This window comes from Endozoicomonas numazuensis (assembly GCF_000722635.1).
Lineage (GTDB): Bacteria > Pseudomonadota > Gammaproteobacteria > Pseudomonadales > Endozoicomonadaceae > Endozoicomonas_A > Endozoicomonas_A numazuensis.
The window spans coordinates 351096-373336 of the sequence record NZ_JOKH01000005.1; the positions used below are offsets into that span (position 1 = coordinate 351096).

General features: G+C 45.2%; 20 protein-coding genes. 9 read left to right on the top strand and 11 right to left on the bottom strand.

Annotation, left to right across the window (positions count from 1 at the left end):
• Positions 1-9 precede the first annotated feature (9 nt).
• Complete coding sequence (locus tag GZ78_RS20500) at positions 10-375, bottom strand: diacylglycerol kinase (protein WP_034840226.1); 366 nt, start codon at positions 373-375, stop codon at positions 10-12.
• 228 nt (positions 376-603) lie between these two features.
• On the opposite strand from GZ78_RS20500, the gene cptA reads away from it, so the two are divergent.
• Positions 604-2319: a phosphoethanolamine transferase CptA gene (gene cptA, locus GZ78_RS20505; protein ID WP_034840229.1), complete on the top strand. Its 1716-nt coding sequence runs from the start codon at positions 604-606 to the stop codon at positions 2317-2319.
• Positions 2320-2755: 436 nt separating this feature from the next.
• Here cptA and GZ78_RS20515 read toward each other — a convergent pair whose 3' ends face one another.
• The 4 genes from GZ78_RS20515 to rsmG all read right to left on the bottom strand — a co-directional run bounded on the left by GZ78_RS20515 (position 2756) and on the right by rsmG (position 6135).
• Complete coding sequence (locus tag GZ78_RS20515; protein ID WP_034840233.1) at positions 2756-3241, bottom strand: hypothetical protein; 486 nt, start codon at positions 3239-3241, stop codon at positions 2756-2758.
• 488 nt (positions 3242-3729) lie between these two features.
• A complete protein-coding gene (locus GZ78_RS20520; RefSeq protein WP_034840235.1) occupies positions 3730-4632 on the bottom strand; it encodes a ParB/RepB/Spo0J family partition protein in 903 nt (300 codons plus the stop codon).
• Positions 4632-5438 (bottom strand): ParA family protein, encoded by an 807-nt coding sequence (locus tag GZ78_RS20525; RefSeq protein WP_034840556.1) that lies wholly within the window; start codon positions 5436-5438, stop codon positions 4632-4634. Before GZ78_RS20525 ends, GZ78_RS20520 begins: the two co-directional genes overlap by 1 nt.
• Before the next feature lie 52 nt (positions 5439-5490).
• Entirely contained in the window at positions 5491-6135 is a 645-nt protein-coding gene (gene rsmG, locus GZ78_RS20530; RefSeq protein WP_034840237.1) for a 16S rRNA (guanine(527)-N(7))-methyltransferase RsmG, read from the bottom strand.
• Positions 6136-6287: 152 nt separating this feature from the next.
• Between rsmG and GZ78_RS20535 the strand changes: the two genes are divergently transcribed.
• Positions 6288-6599 (top strand): hypothetical protein, encoded by a 312-nt coding sequence (locus tag GZ78_RS20535; protein ID WP_034840240.1) that lies wholly within the window; start codon positions 6288-6290, stop codon positions 6597-6599.
• 28 nt (positions 6600-6627) lie between these two features.
• Here the strand turns inward: GZ78_RS20535 and mnmG are convergent, their stop codons facing one another.
• Positions 6628-8502 carry a tRNA uridine-5-carboxymethylaminomethyl(34) synthesis enzyme MnmG gene (gene mnmG, locus GZ78_RS20540; protein ID WP_034840558.1) on the bottom strand — a complete coding sequence of 625 codons (1875 nt, stop codon included), beginning with the start codon at positions 8500-8502 and terminating at the stop codon, positions 6628-6630.
• Between the two features lie 836 nt (positions 8503-9338).
• Between mnmG and GZ78_RS20545 the strand changes: the two genes are divergently transcribed.
• The 4 genes from GZ78_RS20545 to GZ78_RS27750 all read left to right on the top strand — a co-directional run bounded on the left by GZ78_RS20545 (position 9339) and on the right by GZ78_RS27750 (position 13773).
• Positions 9339-10352 (top strand): Fe(3+) ABC transporter substrate-binding protein, encoded by a 1014-nt coding sequence (locus GZ78_RS20545; protein ID WP_034840242.1) that lies wholly within the window; start codon positions 9339-9341, stop codon positions 10350-10352.
• Positions 10353-10480: 128 nt separating this feature from the next.
• Positions 10481-12208, top strand: a complete 1728-nt coding sequence (locus tag GZ78_RS20550) for an ABC transporter permease (RefSeq protein WP_081869963.1) — start codon at positions 10481-10483, stop codon at positions 12206-12208.
• On the top strand, positions 12205-13263 hold the full coding sequence (locus GZ78_RS20555) for an ABC transporter ATP-binding protein (protein WP_034840245.1): 1059 nt from the start codon (positions 12205-12207) through the stop codon (positions 13261-13263). The genes GZ78_RS20550 and GZ78_RS20555 overlap by 4 nt, the downstream gene beginning before the upstream one ends.
• A gap of 72 nt (positions 13264-13335) precedes the next feature.
• Complete coding sequence (locus GZ78_RS27750) at positions 13336-13773, top strand: DUF1499 domain-containing protein (protein ID WP_051786386.1); 438 nt, start codon at positions 13336-13338, stop codon at positions 13771-13773.
• Between the two features lie 199 nt (positions 13774-13972).
• Here GZ78_RS27750 and mnmE read toward each other — a convergent pair whose 3' ends face one another.
• Positions 13973-15349 carry a tRNA uridine-5-carboxymethylaminomethyl(34) synthesis GTPase MnmE gene (gene mnmE / locus GZ78_RS20565; RefSeq protein ID WP_034840247.1) on the bottom strand — a complete coding sequence of 459 codons (1377 nt, stop codon included), beginning with the start codon at positions 15347-15349 and terminating at the stop codon, positions 13973-13975.
• A gap of 169 nt (positions 15350-15518) precedes the next feature.
• On the opposite strand from mnmE, the gene GZ78_RS20570 reads away from it, so the two are divergent.
• Positions 15519-15893 (top strand): hypothetical protein, encoded by a 375-nt coding sequence (locus tag GZ78_RS20570; RefSeq protein ID WP_034840250.1) that lies wholly within the window; start codon positions 15519-15521, stop codon positions 15891-15893.
• A gap of 77 nt (positions 15894-15970) precedes the next feature.
• Here GZ78_RS20570 and yidC read toward each other — a convergent pair whose 3' ends face one another.
• From yidC to rpmH, 4 genes are read right to left on the bottom strand one after another with little or no spacing between them, the layout of a single operon-like run.
• A complete protein-coding gene (yidC, locus tag GZ78_RS20575) occupies positions 15971-17650 on the bottom strand; it encodes a membrane protein insertase YidC (RefSeq protein WP_034840252.1) in 1680 nt (559 codons plus the stop codon).
• On the bottom strand, positions 17626-18090 hold the full coding sequence (gene yidD / locus GZ78_RS28500) for a membrane protein insertion efficiency factor YidD (protein ID WP_330217626.1): 465 nt from the start codon (positions 18088-18090) through the stop codon (positions 17626-17628). The genes yidC and yidD overlap by 25 nt, the downstream gene beginning before the upstream one ends.
• Before the next feature lie 12 nt (positions 18091-18102).
• Positions 18103-18489 (bottom strand): ribonuclease P protein component, encoded by a 387-nt coding sequence (gene rnpA / locus GZ78_RS20590; RefSeq protein WP_034840260.1) that lies wholly within the window; start codon positions 18487-18489, stop codon positions 18103-18105.
• Positions 18490-18502: 13 nt separating this feature from the next.
• On the bottom strand, positions 18503-18637 hold the full coding sequence (gene rpmH / locus GZ78_RS20595; protein ID WP_034840262.1) for a 50S ribosomal protein L34: 135 nt from the start codon (positions 18635-18637) through the stop codon (positions 18503-18505).
• Positions 18638-19482: 845 nt separating this feature from the next.
• Between rpmH and dnaA the strand changes: the two genes are divergently transcribed.
• Positions 19483-21045 carry a chromosomal replication initiator protein DnaA gene (gene dnaA, locus GZ78_RS20600; protein ID WP_034840265.1) on the top strand — a complete coding sequence of 521 codons (1563 nt, stop codon included), beginning with the start codon at positions 19483-19485 and terminating at the stop codon, positions 21043-21045.
• A gap of 84 nt (positions 21046-21129) precedes the next feature.
• Positions 21130-22233, top strand: coding sequence for a DNA polymerase III subunit beta (gene dnaN, locus GZ78_RS20605; protein ID WP_034840268.1), 1104 nt, complete (start codon positions 21130-21132; stop codon positions 22231-22233).
• Positions 22234-22241: the final 8 nt, after the last annotated feature.

Consider the following 22241-nt stretch of genomic DNA (forward strand, 5'->3'; position numbering starts at 1 on the left):
GAGGCACCATTAAAGAAATCTATAAAGAACAGTCAGCCAGGTTAATGCTGCTAGAATAAGCGCAGACATCACAGCTGCTGATCCCATATCTTTTGCTCTTCCGCTGAGTTCATTCCAGTCACTCCCAGTCCTATCTACAACCGCTTCTATTGCTGAATTTAACAGTTCAGTGATAATAATAATGATCAAACTGCCAATGAGAGCCAGCATTTCAAATCGATTTAAAGGAAGGTAAGAAGCTATTCCAAAACCAATGATAAGAAGAATAATCTCTTGTCGAAATGCAGCTTCATTTTTCCATGCAGCCCTAAAGCCTTTTATCGAGTACATGGATGCATATAAAATTCGAGTAAAGCCTGTTTTTCCGGGCTTCATAGATTAACCTTTTTTAAGCACTAAATTATAAAGTGCTTTGATACTAGTTAGATGCTTTTATCTTGTCGCCCTCGGATTTCACTGATTTAAAAATAAAAACCTCCGGAGTATGTAGATTTATTTTATTATTTAATCACTCTTTTTTAATTTTCTTAATTTTATATTAATTTTCCAGTGATATAAGTCTATATATCTGACATACAAGAACCCTTACTATTATCTTTGCACATGAATACGATAATTAATTTTCAGCGAAAGCATCCGCTGCTTTCCATTTATCTTTTTTTGGTTTACTTCTCGCTGGTTCCCCAGATATTAGTCGCCATAACCTCGTTTTCCGGTATAACAGGGATTCGAGATACACTACTGATGACCACAATCTGGCTCGTCCCTTTTGTTATCTGGCCACGGCAGACAGCGATAATCAGTGCTTTTCTTGGATTTCTATTAGGTTTTCTCTCTTTAGGAAGTTTGGGTTACTGGCTCATTTACAAGCAGGAAATGTCACAAAGCGTTTTCTTTATAGTCCTGGAATCCAATGTTCAGGAGATGAGTGAATTCATCAGCTCCTACATGCGTTGGTGGTACCCACTGGTATTCATAGCCTACCTTATCCCACCTTTGATCTTTTGGTCTTGCCTTCGAAAACTGGACTTTCAAATAGGCCCAAAGCTACGCAGCATTATAGTTGCTTCTGCTTTTCTGGTCATAGTCACACCAGTTATCACTACAACTATGAATAAGGACCTGAAGGCAGGTATTCGACATTTGGGAGACCGGTTAGAACCTACAACTCCATGGAATATGGTTATCGGTTATCTGAAGTACCGGGATCAGCTGGCTGATATGCAGAAATTGCTCAATGAAGCCGACAAGCTCCCTCCACTTGATCATTTAACTGAATCGAACAGCAGCCAACCCAAAACAGTTGTACTGGTGATAGGTGAATCAGAAAATCGCCAGCGTATGAGCCTCTATGGTTATCCTCGCAAGACCACGCCATTATTAGATGAAATGTATGAAAAGCAACCAGACTCCCTTTATGTATTCAGAGACGTAGTCACACCTCGTCCTTACACTATTGAAGCACTGCAACTCATTCTTTCGTTTGGCGACTCTACACATCCTGAAGCAGCGACAAACGCCCCCAACCTGTTAATGATGATGAAGCAGGCAGGTTATCACATCACCTGGATTACCAATCAGCAGACCCAGACAAAGCGCAACACCATGCTGACCACTTTATCTCAAATGGCTGATAAACAGATTTATCTAAACAATAACCGTCGCCAGGATACAGATCATCATGATGAAGTAGTACTGACTCCCTTTGAAAATGCGCTAAAAAGTCATGCCGGCGAGAAGAAAATGATCGTGGTACATCTTATTGGCAGCCATAGAAAGTATAATTATCGGTATCCAAAAAGTTATGAAGTTTATACTGATCGCAATCAGATGCCGGATTGGGTACCAGAAGAGGACGTTGACCCCTATAACAACTATGACAATTCTGTCCGTTACAATGACATGATTGTTTCATCACTTATTCAGGATTTGGACCATGTTGGTGAATCAGCCTCCCTTCTATATCTGTCAGATCATGGAGAGGAGGTCTACGATACCGCTGACGCTATTTTCTCGGGTAGAAATGAAGCGGATCCGACTCCTGCAATGTATACCGTTCCCTTTTTAATCTGGGTAAATGATAAATACAAAACGCAGCAAGATACCAGCCATTGGGAGCAATATCTGGATCGCCCCTATTCATCAACTGATCTGATCTACACCTGGGCTGACCTTGTTGGTCTTGACTTTGATCAAAAGGATACGAGTCGAAGTATTCTCTCTGAAAACTTTCATCCCTCTCCCAGATGGATTGGAGACCCTCTCATGCCAAAAAGTCTTCGAACTTTTGACTCAATATCGAATCAGGATCAACCGTAAAATATCAACAGAAGAGAAGATGAATCATCTTTGCTGGGACCAGTATCAGCTTTAGATTTAACTGATAATTTTAAAGTGGGCAGTGGCTGACTACCAATGTACCTTATATTTCGTACGGAAAGAACTTCTGTGATGCAGAATAGCAAGGGCATCGATTCCCATCACCTGGGTTTGTCTGACCAAAAATGGCAATAGCTCTAATACAAAGGAACGCAGAGACTTCATGAAGAAGGTGCTGAAGCTTATTCCCAGCAAAAGCCTGTTCCGACTCGGACAGGATATGCTTCGGCGAACTGAAGCATAAATGATCAAAAAATAAGCAAATTAGTTTTGTAATACTGTTAAAAGGTTTGTCCCGTACATAGACTTCATGCATTACCTGTTCTGCTACTGCTATTTCTTTATTATCTTGCTCGGATAGCTGATCTATCATCAGTTATCCGATGAGTGCCAACCACTCTAGTTGTTGATTAGCCAGCATGCTTTCTAACTCTTTAATCAACGACTCTTCATTATCAAACAAAACAAGCCCTTTATTAATCTTCAATAAATGCAAGGCTACAGCCTTCGATGCGCTATCAATATCGATATTATATGATCCATCAATACCTGAAAGATAAGATCTGATCAGGTTTAAAACTCTGTCCTCTACTCTGAAAAAAGCAGTTTGTGGCTTATAAAAATTAGCGATTAAACCAAGGGCCTGGATAGCATCTTGAAGGTGATTAGGCTTTACAAACCAACTGAGTAGTTGATCAGGATCTTCATTAAACAGTGTCTGATAGAAAACATAGTCTGCATTCACTATGTGGGAGAAAACTCTGGCCCGTTGAGGACTGCCCTCAAACAGAAGGTTGGCTAACCGACTGTGATTTTTTGCTTGGCTCTGAATCTTGCTGCCAAAAAATCGCCTGAAGTCCATCTTTATACCCCTGTCTGGTGTTCCCAGATCTATTTATTATGGATTTTTATTCAAGGCCGCTAACAGCATACGTTAGATTTTACTGAAAGTAGAAGGATTTATTTAAAATAAAATTATCTCTTAATTCATCAGCTTAAAATTTGATTCGAATAAGCCGTCATATCATTCACAAAACCTTAGAAAATGACATTTATTTTAAAATATAAATAGATATTAAGCAGAAAAGATCAATAAGTAACGCCATATGGAATCGAATATTTCTGGCTTACTGGACAGATGTCCTGCAAGGCGTAACGGCGGGAGCATAGCCAGTGCAACGAAGTCACGACTGCATGGATGCAGGAAGTAGGGCAACGCAGGAGCAGTTGCCGAGAGTGCCTGAGCAATGAGTCTGAAAATATGATTTCATAGGGTTGGGTACTTATAGCCTGACTACCCTTTCATGGTTTCATTGAAGAAACAGGGTAGCCAGTCTTAAAAATCAGAACTCATTGAATATGGGCCAGAACCCCGTCCAACTCATCCAGGCTGTTATAGGAAATAACCAGCTTTCCTTTGCCTTTAGCACTATGGGTAATCGCGACCTTGGCTCCAATTCGATCGGAAAGGTCGTCTTCAAGACGCTTGATATCAGGGTCAATTTTCTTCTGGGTCTTTTTCTTACCCTGCTCTTTTTCCTGAATCATTCGACGGATAAGTGCTTCCGTCTGGCGAACAGAGAGTCCTTTAGACACAACGGTTCTTGCAGCTTCAAGCTGTTCCATATCAGAGAGAGGCAATAAGGCACGAGCATGCCCCATTTCCAGGTCACCATACTCCAACATTTTTTTTACATCGGGGCTTAAAGACATCAAACGTAAGGTGTTTGCAACAGCCGTTCTTGATTTTCCAACGGCTTCAGCCACTTCCTGCTGGGTCAGTTCAAACTCTTTCTGGAGTCTGGACAGTGCGATCGCTTCTTCAATGGGATTAAGGTCTTCCCGTTGAATATTCTCAATCAGAGCCATAGCTATGGCCGCTTCGTCCGGCACGTCTCGAATCAGAGCTGGCACTTCAGACAGACCGGCAATTTGTGCAGCTCTCCAGCGGCGCTCTCCGGCAATAATTTCATAACGGTTCTGCGACAGTGGGCGAACGATGATGGGTTGCATCACCCCCTGGGCTTTTATGCTTTCAGCCAGCTCTTCCAGAGCATCTGGATGCATGTCCCGACGCGGCTGATACTTTCCCCGAACCACAAATTCGACGGGAATTTCTTTCAGTTCCTTGTCCTGAATCGCTTCACCCTCAGGTGTTCCTGTTGGATTAGTCAATTCATCGGATACCGATGAAGAAAGGTTTGCACCTCCCATCAACGCACTTAAATTGGTGCCAAGACGTTTTTTAGCCATCAGGTCCCTGTCTTCCTTTCAGTCTTGAGCTCTCGAACACTTTTTTCGTGTCTGCGAACCAGCTCACCGGCCAGTGCCAGATAAGCAACAGCCCCTCGGGAGGTTCGATCATAAGCCAGCACTGGCTTGCCATGACTTGGGGCCTCAGCCAAACGCACATTGCGTGGAATAACGGTACGATACACCTGGTCACCAAAATGACCAATCAATTGTCTGGAAACTTCATTGGTCAAACCAATGCGGGGGTCATACATAGTCCTGAGCAGACCTTCAATGTGCAACTTAGGATTAATCGTTTGTCTGATACCCGTAATGGTTTCCATCAATGCAGTTAAACCTTCCAGTGCATAATATTCGCACTGCATGGGAATAATGACACCTTCCGCTGCAGCCAGGGCATTGAGTGTCAGCATATTAAGCGACGGAGGACAATCAATCAGAATAAAATCATATCGATCACTGACAGCAGCCAGGGCATTTCTCAGCCGGGTCTCCTTGGCCTCCAACGACATAAGTTCAACTTCTGCTGCAGTCAGGTCGGCATTCGTTGGAACCACATCATAACCCGCTTCTTCAGTGCTCTGAATAGCCTGATCGATGGTGCACCGCCCGGTCAGAACATGATACGACGAATACTCCAGATCATGTTTATTGATACCGCTACCCGTGGTGGCATTCCCCTGAGGATCTATATCAATCAGTAGCACCTTTCGTTTGGTGGCTACCAGGGAGGCGGACAGGTTGATGCAGGAAGTGGTCTTCCCTACTCCACCTTTTTGGTTCGTTACCGCAAGAATTTTTCCCACTGCCAATTGCTACCGTATCGTCGTTGTGTTTGTTAAAAGCTGTCTGTTTAAATTACACGTCTGCCTTCAGGATAACCAGATGCCTCTGTGCTTCACAACCCGGGACATCCAGAGCATGACTTTCCAACATGGATATTTCCGGCCTTGTTTGCTTGAGGTCGACCAGTTCCTGCTCAGGAAAAAGGCCCTTCATCGCCAGGAACTTGCCATCTTCCCTGATCAGATGACGGGTCCCATTGATCATATCAACCAGAGAACTGAAAGCTCTGGACATGATAACGTCAAAAGGCTGCTCTGCCTCAAATGATTCTACCCGGCAATTCGCTACAGTGACATTAGCAAGGCCCAACTCAGTTTTGGCCTGAGTCATAAAACGAGTTTTCTTACCGTTGCTGTCTAGCAATGTAAATTGTTTTTTTGGATTCAGGATAGCCATAGGAATCCCCGGCAGGCCAGGTCCTGAGCCTACATCCATCAGATAACCCCCTTCCATGAAGGGCGCAATACTCAAACTGTCGAGTATATGGCGAGACACCATTTCCAACGGATCGCGAACTGCTGTCAGATTATAGGCTTTATTCCACTTGGCAAGTAGCTCTACATAACGCGTCAGCAAGTCTGCCTGACTATCAGTCAATGACAGAGATTGCGCAGCTGCGCCCTCGCAGATGCGTTCACGTAAGGACAGAAATGACATCAAGAAACAGTCCGGATAGGGTACATGGATTAAGAGTCTCACAGCTTGCTGGATAGTGTATTGCAAATAGCGGATTCAGTCGAATTCAGAACTTGGGAATCAGACGGTATTTTTCGTAGCCACGTTGATAAAAAAGCAGTATCAATAGAGTTATGAAAAAAATAATCAAACGACTTTCTAAGACTATTGTCAGCAGACTTAAGTCAGGGATAAAGATTTTGTTTGGGGATATTTCAGCCTCTGGTCTTTCAATCAGGGAACAAACTCAGCTCATCACCGACTTTTCTGCCTCTGTCATCGATACCCAAAAGCCAGCCTTAAAGACGGCATCTAAAAAGCAATATTTTTTACACAAAGGTAGATTAGCCTCTCGCCAAAGACTAAAAACAAAGCGCCAGGCCTTACGTGATAAAGCTTTGCTAGCGTCTCAAAAGATTCGGCACAGGCCTGGCTTTTTGAGATAGAAAGCCAAGCCGTGTGATCTTATCTGGATCAGGCTACCATCGAACGTTTTTTAAGATGAATCAGCAATAGTGATACAGCGGCAGGCGTCATCCCCTGAATTCTGGAAGCACGGCCCAGAGTTTCAGGCCTGTTGTCGGTCAACTTCTGCTTCAATTCGTTAGACAAACCTTCGATGGAGCTGTAATCCAGCCTTTCAGGAATCTTTGTTCCCTCATAACGTCGCAGTCTATCAATCTCTTCTGTCTGCCGATTGATATAACCTTCATATTTTGTGGCAATCTCAACTTGCTCACACACCTGAGCATTTTCTTCTGGCTCACCTGAGAGCGCAGCAACATCTTCATACGTCAATTCAGGACGACGAAGCAGCTCCTGAAGGCTGTATTCACGACTGATCGGGTTAGAAAGCTTACCCTCTATTTTGGCTGAAGCTTCTGTTTTTGGATGAATGTACGTTGTCCGAAGACGTTCATTTTCCTTTTCAATAAGCTCTTTCTTTTCACAAAAGGCTGCCCAGCGCACATCATCCACCAGGCCCAGTTCACGGCCTTTTTCCGTCAGACGCAGGTCAGCATTATCTTCACGCAGAATCAAACGGTATTCAGCGCGGCTGGTGAACATTCGGTAAGGTTCACTGGTGCCATTGGTAATCAGATCATCAACCAGAACGCCTATGTAGGCTTCATCTCTGCGAGGACACCAGCTGTCTTTACCCTGAGCTCTCAGGCCCGCATTTAAACCTGCCAACAGCCCTTGTGCCGCAGCTTCTTCATAACCTGTTGTGCCATTAATTTGTCCAGCAAAGAACAAACCGTCGATGGCTTTGGTTTCCAATGAGTACTTCAGACCTCTTGGATCAAAATAATCGTACTCGATGGCATAACCCGGACGGGTAATATGAGCATTTTCCAGACCACGAATAGATCGCACCAGATCTACCTGAACATCGAAAGGAAGACTGGTAGAAATACCGTTGGGATAAAGCTCATTGGTATTCAACCCTTCAGGCTCAAGAAACACCTGATGAGAATTTTTATCCGCGAAGCGAGTGATTTTGTCTTCAATGGAAGGACAATATCTTGGACCAATACCCTCAATAACCCCTGTAAACATGGGTGAACGATCAAGACCGCCACGAATGATTTCATGTGTCTGTTCGTTGGTATGTGTGATGTAACAAGACACCTGACGAGGGTGTTGATCCACGGACCCCAGATAAGACATGACCGGGATGGGGGTGTCGCCCGGTTGTTTTTCCATGACTGAGAAATCAACAGAACGAGCATCAATACGGGCAGGTGTTCCGGTTTTCAGACGCTCAACAGCCAGATCCAGACCCCTTAGCCGGTTAGCCAGAGCAATGGAAGGAGGATCTCCTGCCCGGCCACCGCTGTGATTCTCCAGGCCAATATGAATTTTACCGCCAAGGAAGGTACCTGCGGTCAAAACCACATTATTGGACAGAAAACGAACGCCCATATTGGTGACAACACCGTTCACCTGACCTTGTTCGACAATCAGGTCGTCTGCAGATTGTTGAAATATCCACAGATTGTCCTGATTTTCCAAAATATTCCTGATGGCTTCTTTATAAAGCGCCCGGTCGGCCTGAGCTCGAGTGGCTCTGACAGCGGGGCCTTTACGAGCATTTAATACCCGAAACTGGATACCGGACAAATCTGTTGCCAGTCCCATTGCACCACCAAGGGCATCCACTTCTTTAACCAGATGACTCTTACCAATCCCACCAATAGCCGGATTACAGGACATCATCCCCAGAGTTTCGATGTTGTGGGTCAACAAAAGTGTTTTAACACCCATGCGTGCAGAAGCCAAGGCTGCCTCTGTACCCGCATGGCCGCCACCTATCACTATCACATCAAACCGGGTTGGAAAGTCCACTGCCAAGGTCACATTACCTGTATTCGTTCATAGGTCGATTAGAAAAGAGCGCGGATTATACATCAGCTCTCCCGTTCACAACATGCATCCTTTTCATCACAGAGGTTTTTCAACCTCTCTAACCGCTGCCTCGTAGCTTAAAGGGGCTTTGACAAAGGGTTTAGTCGTAAAGCCCGAATTTTTCTATGTCCCTCTACTACATCCTTCAGGGTCGTTACTTGTGAATAACAGTAAATACAATTGCCATCGCTAACGTAGTGTTTATTAGATGTTTTTATTGTATATAGTGTGAGTACTTTCTGTGGATAAGCAATAAAACTCTTTATATATCATTGTTTTATAAAATGAATAAGTCTGTCAGTCTGCTGTTGGAATCCTCCGGTTAAGGTGTTCTTTAGCTGTGGATAAAACAGCCTTTATCCACAGCATGAATTCATCAAGATCTTATCCCTATATCTATGAATAGCTTCTCAATGTAGCTTTCCACAGCTCAGATTTTGCAGATTTCCCTGACTGAAAGTGTGATGAGAGCTGTGTTTGCAAAGTATTTAGACTTATAAAAACTTATTTTTTATCCACAAGCGGATATATGAAATTGTGGCTATGGGTATGCCCACTCTCATATACCTGTGGTTGAGAAATTCATGTTGATCAGGCACTTAAAAAATAAGAGTCCAGCTAGATGCTTTGGTAGATAGGAAAGGTGAGTGAATAGAACTAAATAATTAGTACTTATGTACTTAAATAACTGGCGATCAGAAGGGATTTCTGTAGAATACGCGAATGATAATGTTTCTTGTTTAGATTGATGTTATAAAAATCAACGGTTGTCGCTCATGTTAAAAAAAACCCTTATCGCACTCTCCGCTACTAGCCTTATGGCTGCATCTGCAATTGCTCAGGCTGCAGAAGTAGTAAACGTATACTCTTACCGCCAACCCTTTCTGGTTGAACCTCTGTTTGCAGATTTCACTAAAGACACAGGCATTAAAGTGAATGTTGTTTTTGCTAAGAAAGGTCTGAGTGAACGTCTGGAGCGCGAAGGCAAACTGAGTCCTGCTGATCTTGTTTTAACTACTGACATCAGCCGACTGATGAATCTGGTCGAGAAAGATCTTAGCCAACCGGTAAAAAGCCAATCCATTAATAAAGACATTCCAGTCCAGTACCGAGATCCGGATGGAGAATGGTTTGCTCTGACCAAGCGTGTCAGAAACATTTACAGCACCAAGCGCACTGGTAAGCCAGAAAGCATTACTTACGATGACCTGGCTGATCCTAAGTACAAGGGCAAAATTTGTACCCGCAGTGGCAAAAATGCTTATAACGTTGGTCTGGTAGCTTCCTATGTTGCTCACAATGGAGAAAAAGCTACCCGTGAATGGCTGGAAGGGTTCAAGGAAAACCTGGCTCGTCGTCCTCAAGGTAATGACCGCGCTCAGGTTAAAGCCATAAAAGAAGGCGTTTGTGATCTGTCCATCGGTAACAGCTACTACTACGGCGCCATGATGGCCAATGATGAACAGCGGCCATGGGCTGAGTCTGTCTACATCAACTTCCCGGATCAGAAAGGCAATGGCTCACATGTAAACGTCAGCGGCATGGTTCTGACCAAATATGCACCGAACAAAGACAATGCGGTCAAACTGATGGAATTTTTGGCTGGCGATAAAGCTCAGGCCACTTATGCTGAAGTCAACATGGAATACCCGGTAAATCCTGAGGTTCCTGTCTCCAAGATAGTGGCTTCGTGGGGTGAGTTTAAATCTGACGACCTGCCTGTCTATAAGCTGGCAGAGAACTACGCTACAGCTCAGAAACTGTTGGACGAAGTACGTTTTGATCTGTAATTGAATTGAGCTCTGTCATGGTCAGTCCATGCAGTTTGAAAAAGACATGCAAATTCTACTGATATTCATTCCGGTTTCTGTAGAATTCGCTGCTTGGCAGAGCTCAGCAGATACTTAAACAGACTTTCATGAAACATGCGCCTACAGCTATAGAATCTTCCATAGCACTGGAAAATGACCATACTCCACTCTCTTCAGAACGTGGCGGTACAAGGTCGTTTTCGCGTCAAGGCCTTTCAATATACTGGAGAGCTGGCAGCTGGTTGCTGGCTCTTCTGCTTTTCACACCAGTATTGGCTCTGGTCTATGAAGCATCAGCCCCTACAGGTGAGATTTTCTCTCATCTGCGAAATACCGTGCTGGGTACGTACATTCTTAATACGGTATTGCTGATCTCTGGTGTTGGAATTCTGGGTTTGATTCTTGCCCTTCCCGCAGCCTGGGTAATGGCAAACTGTGAAATTCCCGGTAAACGTTATCTGCAATGGCTTCTGGTACTCCCCTTGGCCATGCCTTCGTATATCGTCGCCTATATTTACACCGATCTGCTTGAATTCGCCGGGCCTATCCAAAGGTTGTTAAGAGACCTGACCGGTTGGAAAAGTGCTGCTGATTATTATTTCCCTGATATTCGCAGTCTGGGAGGTGCCGTTATTATTCTGGCCCTGGTGCTTTATCCCTATCTTTATCTTCTGGCCAGAACTGCTTTTCTTGAGCACTCTCAAAGTCAGATACTGGCTAGCCGATTACTCGGCTGTTCGCCGGTTTCCAGTTTTCTCAGAGTCTCCGTTCCCATGGCAAGACCCGCCATTATTACCGGACTGGCATTAATGGGCATTGAAACCCTGGGAGACTTTGCCACTGTCGATTACTTTGCAGTCCCTACTTTAACGACAGCTGTCTATGATACCTGGCTGGGTTATGGCAGTTTAAATGCTGCCGCTAAACTCTCTGCCATTATGCTGGTTGTAGTAATGCTACTGATCTCATTAGAAAAATACAGTCGCAGAAGACAGCAGCTCTACCAAAAAAATACGGGACAGGATCATAAAAAAGCCAGCCCTCTAATGGGCTGGAAAAAAATACTGGCTCTTTTCTGGTGCTGGATGCTGGTCATCCTTGGGTTTCTTTTACCCGCTATGGTTTTACTGGATTATGTTTTTAAATATTTCAGTGAATCCTGGAATGTTGAATTACTGACATACAGTCTAAATAGTTTGAAAGTCTCTCTGGGTGCTGCAACATTTGCGACAATGATTGCTCTGTTTTTGGGGTTGTATCAACGACTGCAGAAAAGTCGTTTGGCCAGTATTCCTTCCCGTCTGGTATCAACAGGCTACGCCTTACCGGGAAATGTTCTGGCAATCGGTGTTCTGACCCCATTAACACTGTCCGATCACGGGCTGAATGGTATTATTATGGCCTTTGAATATCCGCCTGTCGGTCTGATTTTCAGCGGTTCTATTTTTGCCATTATTTTCGCTTACACTGTGCGTTTTTCAGCAGTCGCTGTAGGTAGCGTCGAGTCCAGTCTGGGAAGAGTTTCTCCCTCTCTTGATATGGCCAGTAGAACGCTGGGATGTAAGCCTTCAGAAATGGTCAGGCGAGTCCACATTCCCATGGTTAGAAAGGGTTTGTTGACTGGCTTTCTGCTGGTTTTCATAGAGTCCATGAAAGAGCTTCCGGCAGCGCTTCTATTAAGACCTTTTGGTTTCGAGTCACTGGCAACCTGGGTGTTTCAGTTTGTTTCTGATGAAAAACTGGAGCAGGCGGCATTAGCTGCTTTGATACTGGTTCTGGCCGGACTGGTCCCCCTGATACTTCTGAACCGATCACTGGAGGCAGAACAAAAATGATAGCCCTGGATATTGCAGGCCTGAGCTGCCGCTATGAACAGACGAGCGTACTTTCTAACCTCAGTCTTCAGGTTGAAGAAGGAGAGATTGTTTGCCTGTTGGGTAGGAGTGGATGTGGTAAAACAACGCTTCTGAAAGCTATTTCAGGGTTACTCCAACCTTCGGCTGGTAGCATTTCTTTACATGGTCAGAAAGTCAGTTCAGCTCATGGTAGTTTCCCCCCCGAACAGCGCGGAATAGGCATGATCTTTCAGGATTATGCTTTATTTCCACATCTAACCGTTTTTCACAATATTGCTTTTGGTCTAAAAGATTTGTCTCGCAGAGATATTCGCAAACGTGTTGATGAAATGCTGGAGCTGGTTAACCTGTCTGGCCTTGATAAGCGCTACCCTCATGAACTTTCCGGTGGTCAGCAACAACGAGTAGCTATTGCCAGAGCATTAGCCAATAACCCTTCATTGCTGTTATTGGACGAGCCTTTTTCCAACATCGATAGTCAGGTCAGACAAAGACTGGTAAGGGAGATTCGGGACATTCTAAAGCAACAGAAAGTTGCGGGTCTTTTTGTCACCCATAGCCGGGATGAAGGTTTTGCTTTTGCCGATTCTGTTGCCATCATGCATGAAGGAAACATTCTACAAAGAGGTCATTCCTTCGATGTTTACAATCGGCCTGCTAATCGTTTTGTAGCGGAATTTATGGGGTCAGGTAATCTCCTCCCCTGCGAAGTGATTAACAACCGTACTGTTTCAACACCAGTAGGTATCGTGGAATCATCCAGTGAGATTTCAGCAAATCCGGGACAGTCTGCAGAGCTCTTTATTCGCCCACAAATGTTATCCATAGAAAAATGTCAGTGTAAAAACCCTGTTGATCCTGCTCAGATCAAGAGCCAGCAATTTATGGGCACCAGTTTGAGGACAGAAGTAAAACTGAAGGAAAGTGTTCTGGTTGTGGAAAACTCAACCCCATTCCCCGTCAGTACTCCTGTGGATATCTCGGTACAACCTCATGAACTGGTATTGTTCGATCAACAAGGCCACTCACTTTGAAGTGGCCTTTCCGCCCTTATCCAGATCGTTCATACTGACCAACCTTAATATTAAAGCCAAGGCGATTACAGGATGTTGGATTTCCTTTTCACGGCCATTGATGACCGGGTCATTGATTTCGAAACGCTGAAACTTCACGAAAAACCTAACCAGTACCTCGTGCTACCAGAAGGTGAGTTCGCCGCAGCTCCTCACCAGAGCAGTCCTGTTCTGAACGTTAGTATCGAGGAGTTGAAGAAACAGTTTTCAGAGATTGTGGAAAATCAGGATAAGGTTGAAGTCCTGCGTACCAGTGATGATGGTCAACAAGTCGATTATGTTCAGCGAACGGCTTTTATGGGCTACCCAGACACGATTACGGTTCGCTTTTACAGTCAGGGAGAAGATAGCAGTACACTGGCCATCTATTCCCGTTCAAGCTATGGCTACTCTGATTTGGGAGCAAATCAGGAACGAATTTCTCTCTGGCTGGACAGTCTTAAGAGCTCTTTGGCAACGCCTGACCAGTAAAAGTCATCCCGGAAGTCATTATTTATGTCCTGTCTTCGGGATTATCTAATTATTAGCGGTCTACTTTTTCTCGGGTGAACGCTTTCTCCAGTACACAGGAGAAAGCGCTATAAAAGCAATCAGTCGTATGATGCACAGATACAGGCTGTGATGGGTTCAGGGTTTATGCCGCGTCGAAACAGACCCCTGAAAAAGCAGATTACTTTCCTATACAGAATGAAGAGAAAATCCTGCCCAACAGATCATCGCTGGAGAAATCTCCGGTGATCTCACCCAGTGCTTTTTGGGCATGGCGCAGATCTTCTGCCAAAAGCTCTCCTGCTCCCATGTATTCAAGCTGCTTTTGACCGTTATCCAGAAACTCTTCCGCTCTGCGTAATGCATCAAGATGACGACGACGAGCAGAAAAACCTCCTTCCATTGCTCCCTCATAACCCATACAGGCCTTCAGATGCTCTCTGAGCGCGTCCAGGCCATGTTCTCTCATTGCACACGCCCTGATTAGGGGAACGCCTTCAGCGTCCTCTACGCCTGCCTGTTCGCCTGTGAGGTCAATCTTGTTACGAATGACAGTCAGCTTCTCTCTGGAGGGTAAACGATCCACAAATTCAGGCCAGATATCATGAGGGTCTGTTGCATCAGTGGTTGATCCATCCACCATCAGAAGAACCCGATCTGCATCCTCAATTTCCCTGAAGGCTCTTTCTACGCCAATTTGCTCGACTTTATCGTCAGTCTCACGCAGACCGGCCGTATCGATAACGTGTAAAGGCATCCCATCAATATTGATATGCTCTCTCAGCACATCCCGAGTGGTACCGGCAATATCGGTAACAATGGCAGAGTCTCTCCCGGACAGGGCATTCAGAAGGCTGGACTTACCCGCATTGGGACGACCAGCAATGACAACGGTCATCCCTTCATGCTGAATAGCCCCCTGCCCCGCTTCTTTCATAACCTGTGACAAATTACAGATTATGGTTTTAAGATCTCCCGCCACTTTACCATCAGCGAGAAAGTCGATCTCTTCCTCAGGGAAGTCGATGGCGGCTTCAACATAAATTCTCAGTTCGATCAGAGACTCTACCAGGTCATTCACCCTTTTGGAGAAGGCACCTTGCAACGATCGAAGGGCTGATCTCGCAGCCTGTTCTGAAGTACTGTCGATCAGATCCGCTATGGCTTCAGCCTGAGCCAAATCCATCTTGTCATTTAAAAAGGCTCGTTCAGAAAACTCACCGGGGTTTGCGAGCCTGATGCCCAAGGCATTAATTCTTTTCAGCAGCATATCCAGAATCACCGGACCGCCATGCCCCTGGAACTCTATAACATCCTCTCCAGTGAATGAGTTTGGATTCGGGAAATAGAGAGCCAGACCTTCATCCAGAACCTGATCCAGCTCATCATAGAAAGGACCGTAATGGGCATACCGAGGTTTTGGCTCCATTTTCAGAATGTCTCTGGCGACCCTTAAAGCTTCAGGACCGGAAACTCTGATGATACCTACCCCGCCTCTACCGGGAGCGGTAGCTTGGGCTGCAATGGTGTCTTTATGGAGATTACTGAGATCGGACATAAGCCAGGTCGGAGATAACAAATGGGTGACGTAGTCTAATCCAAGGAAGAAGCTGGCGCCATGGCCGTTAAGAAGCTGATACGTCAGTATTACCAACAGGTTGGTCAGTCAAAGTCTGTGAATAGAAAGGTACAGTCTCCTCTCAAGTCATTTAACGGGGGACTTCTCTATGAGCCTGAACATCAGTATGCCAAGCCTTGCGACCATTGGATCAAACATTGCAGCCCTTCCAGGAAAAATTGCCGAAGGCATTTGCAGCTTTGGACGTATGGTGAGAAGAAATACGACAGGAAGACTTTTAGAAAGCACCGTAAACCGGGCGATCCGAGACGGTTCCCATGAGAAGATTGTCTCAACACCTACTAAAAAAACCGTAGGTGAAAGAGGCACTACTGTGGTCAAAGGTAAGACTCACTACAATCTAACAAATGCAAAAGGTGAAGTGGTTCGCTCTCGAGGATTTAGTGAATACTGCCTGGATATGGCTCTCAAGCCTGTCATGAAGGTTTTGATGAACAGTGAAAATCCTGCAACATCTTTGTAATACATCATGCTGGGGTAATACTCAGCTATAAAAAAAACGGACCATAATTGGTCCGTTTTTTTTGAGAGAAGTCAGACTCAGGTGTCTTCTTTCTCGATCTTTTTGGTAATGAAGTACTGCTGAATGATAGACAACGTGTTGTTTGTCACCCAGTACAGTACCAGTCCTGCAGGGAACCACAGGAAGAATACCGTAAAGATCAGGGGCATCAGCTTCATCACCTTAGCCTGTACAGGATCAGGTGGTGTTGGGTTCAACATCTGCTGAATAAACATGGAAGCACCCATGATCAGAGGCAGAATGAAGTAAGGGTCCATCTGAGACAGATCCTGAATCCAACCCAGCCATGGCGCCTGACGCAGATCGACGGATTCCTGCAGCACCCAATAGAGGGCTATGAACACAGGCATTTGTACAAGAATGGGTAGACAGCCACCCATTGGGTTAACTTTCTCCTTCTTGTACATCTCCATCATCGACTGAGACATCTTCTGGCGATCGTCACCGTACTTTTCTTTCAGCTCCTGCATCTTCGGCCCCAGCTTGCGCATTTTAGCCATAGAGCGGAAGCTAGCCTGGTTCAGCGGGTAGAATACCGCTTTCACACAGACAGTCAGCAGGATGATCGACCAACCCCAGTTGCCCACCAGAGAGTGGATAAACTGTAACAGCATGAACAGAGGCTGAGCCAGGAACCAGAGGATACCGAAATCCATGGTCAACTGGAGGCCTTCTGCCAGGTTTTTCAGAGCAGGTTGATCTTTAGGACCAGAGTACAGAGTTGCGCCAATTATTACTTTTTCACCAGGATTTGCTACCAGTGGGTCGTTATAGAAACCCACCATGTAGAACTCATTGTTACGTGAGACCTGAGTGTAGTAAGTATGAGGCTGGTTCTGACTGGGTACCCAAGCACTTACAAAGTAGTGCTGTAGAATCGCCGCATAACCGCCATTCACTTTCTCTTTGAAAGCTTCTTTCTGGAAGTCGTCAAAAGCCAGTTTCTTATAGGGCTCGTCACTAGAACGAACAGCAGCTCCCAAGTAAGTATTCATGGGAGCACTGGAGTTCACAGAACTGGGATCTTCAGAGCCATCACGCTTTAGCTGAGCGTAAAAGGTATCCCGCCATACTTTGTTACTGTTGTTGTCGATCTCATAGGCCATTTCGACCTCATAAGTACCACGCTCAAAGGTATAGCTTTTGGTTACCTGAACATCGCCAGTTGTTCGGGTCAGCTTAACGGTCAGCTGATCCTGACCGGTTGGCAATGTGTAGTGGGTCTGCTCTGTACTGTAGAGTGGTCTCTGATTCTGGTCATTGGTAGGACCGTCAGTAGAAATCAAACCGCTTTGAGCCGTATAGACACAAGTTACTTCACCCGGTGTACAGTCGGGTTTATTAACCAGCAGTTGAAAAGGAGTAGCTTTCTCTCCTTCTTCAGGCAACCAGGCAGGATATTTGGGAAGACTGAGCCCAATAATGTCACCACCGGCCGGGTCAATCTGAACGTCCAGAGTATCTGTTTTAACGCTGATCAGTTGAGCGGAGGTCTGAACCTTGGCATCCAGAATTTCTGGAGAGGAAGATGATGACGTGATAGTGGGTAAATCAGAACCACTTTGAGAAGTGGAGACATTAGCCACAACAGCATCGCTGGCCGGCCTGGTCTGATTGTAATCTTCATTCCATTGCTGAAGTGTCAGTACACCAACAACGGCTATAGCACCTATCAAGAGTGTTCTTTGCAGATCCATGATGTCCGAGCCAAAGAGTCTTGGTGATGAATATGATCGTCTGATGTCCGGTGTTGCTTGTCAGAGGGAGCTGGCACCGGATCAAAACCTCCTGGATGCCAGGGATGGCAACGCAGCAGTCGTTTCAAGGTCAGATAACTGCCTTTCAGAAAACCATGATGTTCGAGTGATTCCTGAGCATAGCTGGAACAGCTGGGATAAAAGCGACAATGCCTGGCCATAATCGGGCTCAAGCAATAACGATATACCTTGATCAGTCCCATGGCTATGCGTTTGGGCAAAAGCATGAAAAAGTTCATAACAGGTCGGATCATGTCGGCTTTACTCTGTCTGTACCGAATCGACAGGAAACAGATCGGCTGATTTGTGTGAGACAGTATGACTGGCCTTCTGAAGAGTGACTGGAGGCAATAACTACCTCCACTGTCACGCAGCTCCATAGAACGCCTGCTTCAGGCTATGGCTTCCATTTTGGAAACCTTCCGCTCATTCCTACGTCTGGCTAGTTTAAACCATTGGTTGGTGAGCAGTTTATTGATATCGCAGTCTTCAAGCTCACCTAGACCTTTTCTGGCCAAAACAACAATATCCAGGTTTCCCAATTCGTCCTGATGGAGACGAAAGGTTTCCCGGATATGCCGTTTGACTCGATTACGGCCGGTAGCTTTACGGATATTTTTTTTGGCAATCACCAACCCCAACCGGGGATGGTCAAGCTTACTCTCACAAGCCAGTATCAACAAATGCCGACTACTGACCTTGATATCCGTATGGTCAAAAACCTGCTTAAAATCAGCTGCTGAGCAAAGTCGCACATCGCGACCAAATGTGAAGCTCACCTGTCAATCCAAATCAGGCTGCCAGACGCTTGCGACCTTTAGCACGACGTCGGTTGATAACCGCACGACCGTTCTTGGTAGCCATGCGAGCACGGAAACCGTGAGAACGCTTACGCTTCAAATTGCTGGGCTGAAATGTTCTTTTCATGACGTTTCTCGTTTTATCGATTTACAAAAAGACGGGCATTCTAAGTAATTGAGCCATTAGCGTCAATTTGCATTTGTCAAGAGTTTGCCACTGAGGCTAAAGGCTTAATCCCTAGGGGGGTGGCAGCTTTCTGCAGATATTCATAATAGCCAGTGTGAAATGACATTTTTATAGGGGAAATTACTTTCGTCCATTTGGCAGAAAAAAAATTGAAGACTTTGTTTTTTAAACAGCATTGGCGAATGGAAATTTTTCTAAGAGACCGATCAATATGAAAAAAATATATAGTACATATGTACTTGAGTAATGTTGTTTTGTTTATGTAATAAATATTAAGGAGTCCTTTTTGTGTGGATAAGTGCCATAAAGCCAGTAAGGCTCTGGTCTGGTCCTTGTGTGTGATTGTGTAGAAAATGAGCGATTATGCTGTTTCTTAGCTGCAGACAGCTTGTGTATAACTTGGCACTTTATACACAGCAAGAAAAGGCATGCTAGTTATGCACAGCTCACCAAGAATCCTTAAGCCTTTATTAACACAGCCTTTTCCACATTATTTTTTCATAAAGAAGCCGCTGGTTTTTAAGCGGTTTTGATTGATAACTAACTGATCTTTAAAGAAAATATTGACTCTTCGGGTTGAAGATGAAGAAATTTAAGGTGTGGATAACTTTTCTCTGAAAGGATACAATTAAAGCTGTTTTTTTGCTTATTCTTCCCATGTTTCTTCAGTATTCTGCTGTGGAAGAATACGTGTTTCTGGACAGATTCTGTTTCCTGCCTTTAGTGAAGTCGACCAGCAGGCAGGCTGACTGACTTCCATTTCACCCATTTTCAGGAGAGCGCCTGTGCCTTTAGAGCTCTGGCAAAAGTGTGTGGACTTGCTTCAAGATGAACTGTCCTCACAGCAGTTCAATACCTGGATTCGCCCATTGAAAGTGATGGGTGATGAGCACGATCTTTGCCTGCTGGCTCCTAATCGTTTTGTTGCGGACTGGGTGAAAGAGAAGTTTCTGCCCCGCGTTGAAGAGATTCTTGATGAACTCACCGATGGCCAGTCTCCTGCAGTAGCACTGGCAGTATCTAACCGACGTCCTCAGTCTCTCAGTCGCCGAGTTTCAGCGCCTGTGAGCAGACCTGTTCGTACAGAGACGGCAAAGCCTGCTGGTGAAGAAGAAAAGGTTGTGACCGGGCTGGTATCGAGTCTCAGTCAGGCTGCAGGTTCCTCTTCCAGCCACCATGAACCATCACGGATGGTTGAGCCACCTGTTCTTCAGAAGAAAGTTAATCCTCTAAAAGTAAAAGAGGATACTGTAAGCAGTCATCAGCCTGTTGAAAAAGAAAAACCTTCAGCAGGTCGACAAATAGAAGTCGAAGGTTCAATAAAACATAACAGTTCACTGAATGCCCACTTTACCTTTGATACTTTTGTAGAAGGTAAATCAAACCAATTGGCACTCGCAGCTGCTCGTCAAGTAGCTGAAAATCCGGGTGCTGCATACAATCCGTTATTTTTATACGGCGGTGTTGGTCTAGGTAAAACACACCTTATGCATGCTGTGGGTAATTCACTTGTTCGTCAAAATCGTAATGCCAGAGTCGTATATCTGCATTCTGAACGCTTTGTTGCCGACATGGTTAAAGCACTGCAATTAAACGCGATTAATGATTTCAAACGGTATTATCGTTCGGTCGATGCATTACTGATTGATGACATTCAGTTCTTTGCCGGTAAAGAGCGTTCTCAGGAAGAATTTTTTCATACCTTCAATGCTTTGCTTGAAGGAGGTCAGCAAATGATCCTGACCTGTGATCGATACCCAAAGGAAATCAATGGTGTTGAAGAACGATTAAAATCTCGTTTTGGCTGGGGTCTGACTGTAGCAGTTGAGCCTCCAGAATTAGAAACTCGAGTAGCCATATTAATGAAGAAGGCAGAGCAGCAAAAAGTGGATTTACCCCATGAAGCTGCCTTTTTTATAGCCCAGCGTATTCGATCCAATGTTCGTGAACTTGAAGGCGCCTTGAAAAGAGTGATTGCCAGTGCCCACTTCATGGGGCGCAAGATTGATATTGATCTGATCAGGGAATCTTTGAAGGATCTGCTCGCTTTGCAGGATAAGCAGGTCAGTATTGATAATATTCAACGAACAGTGGCAGAGTACTACAAGATCAAAGTAGCGGATATTCTGTCCAAACGCCGTAGTCGTTCAGTAGCCCGTCCCAGACAGATTGCCATGGCTCTTTCCAAAGAACTGACGAGTCATAGTTTGCCTGAAATAGGCGATGCGTATGGAGGACGAGATCATACTACTGTGCTTCATGCCTGTCGGAAGGTTAAAGAGCTGGTGGGTGAGGATGGTGAAATCCGTGACGACTACAAAAACCTTTTGAGATCCCTGACTAGCTGAGCACCTTCAGCTGGCAGATATTTAATGAATTCAGGAAGAAAGTCGCAGGGACTTCCTTCCAGGTAGCCAAGAGAAAGGAAAGCGATGAAATTTACCATTAATCGGGAAGCATTGCTCAAGCCACTGCAACTGGTGGCTGGCGTTGTTGAGCGCAGACAGACACTACCTGTATTGTCCAACGTCCTGATGGTGGTGGACGGTGATCAGCTCTCTCTGACAGGTACTGACCTGGAGGTAGAGCTGGTTGGTAGAGTCACACTGGATGAAGTCTCTGAGGGAGGGGAAATCACTGTCCCGGCCCGTAAACTGATGGATATCTGTAAATCTCTTCCGGAAAACGCACTGATTGAATTTTCCCAAGATGAGCAGCGTGTCAAACTCAAAGCAGGCCGTTCTCGCTTTACCCTGTCGACATTACCTGCCAATGAATTTCCAAGCATTGAGGAAGAAGCGGGGTCTATGACGTTCACTATTGGTCAGACCCGCTTGCGTCGACTGATTGATCGTACTGGATTTGCAATGGCGCAGCAGGATGTTCGCTATTACCTGAACGGAATGCTGATTGAAGTAAGCCAGAACACATTGCGCTCTGTTGCCACTGACGGCCACCGCTTGGCTATGTGTACTGTTGATGCTGACATTAATCAGCAGGATCGTCACCAGGTTATTGTGCCTCGTAAAGGTATTCTGGAGATGGCTCGTCTTTTGACTGAAGGCGATGAAATGGTACACATCTCTATTGGTGCCAATCACATCAGGGCTAAAACCGGCGACTTTATGTTCACTTCCAAATTGGTGGACGGTAAATTCCCGGATTATGATCGTGTTGTTCCTCGTGGTGGTGACAAGATTATTATTGGTGATCGCCAGGAGCTGCGTCAGGCGTTTCAGCGTGCTTCTATTCTTTCCAATGAAAAGTACCGAGGCATTCGTCTGATTCTTTCTGATGGTATGTTGAAGGTTATGGCGAATAACCCAGAACAGGAAGAAGCAGAAGAAGAGATCAATCTGGCGTACCATGGTGAAACCATGGAGATTGGCTTTAACGTCAGCTACTTGCTGGATGTTCTGTCAGTTATCTCTGGTGAATCCGTTAAAATTACGCTTTCAGATACAAACAGCAGTGCCCTACTGGAAGAATCTGATACCAGTGACTCGACTTATGTTGTTATGCCAATGAGACTTTGATGAAGGTT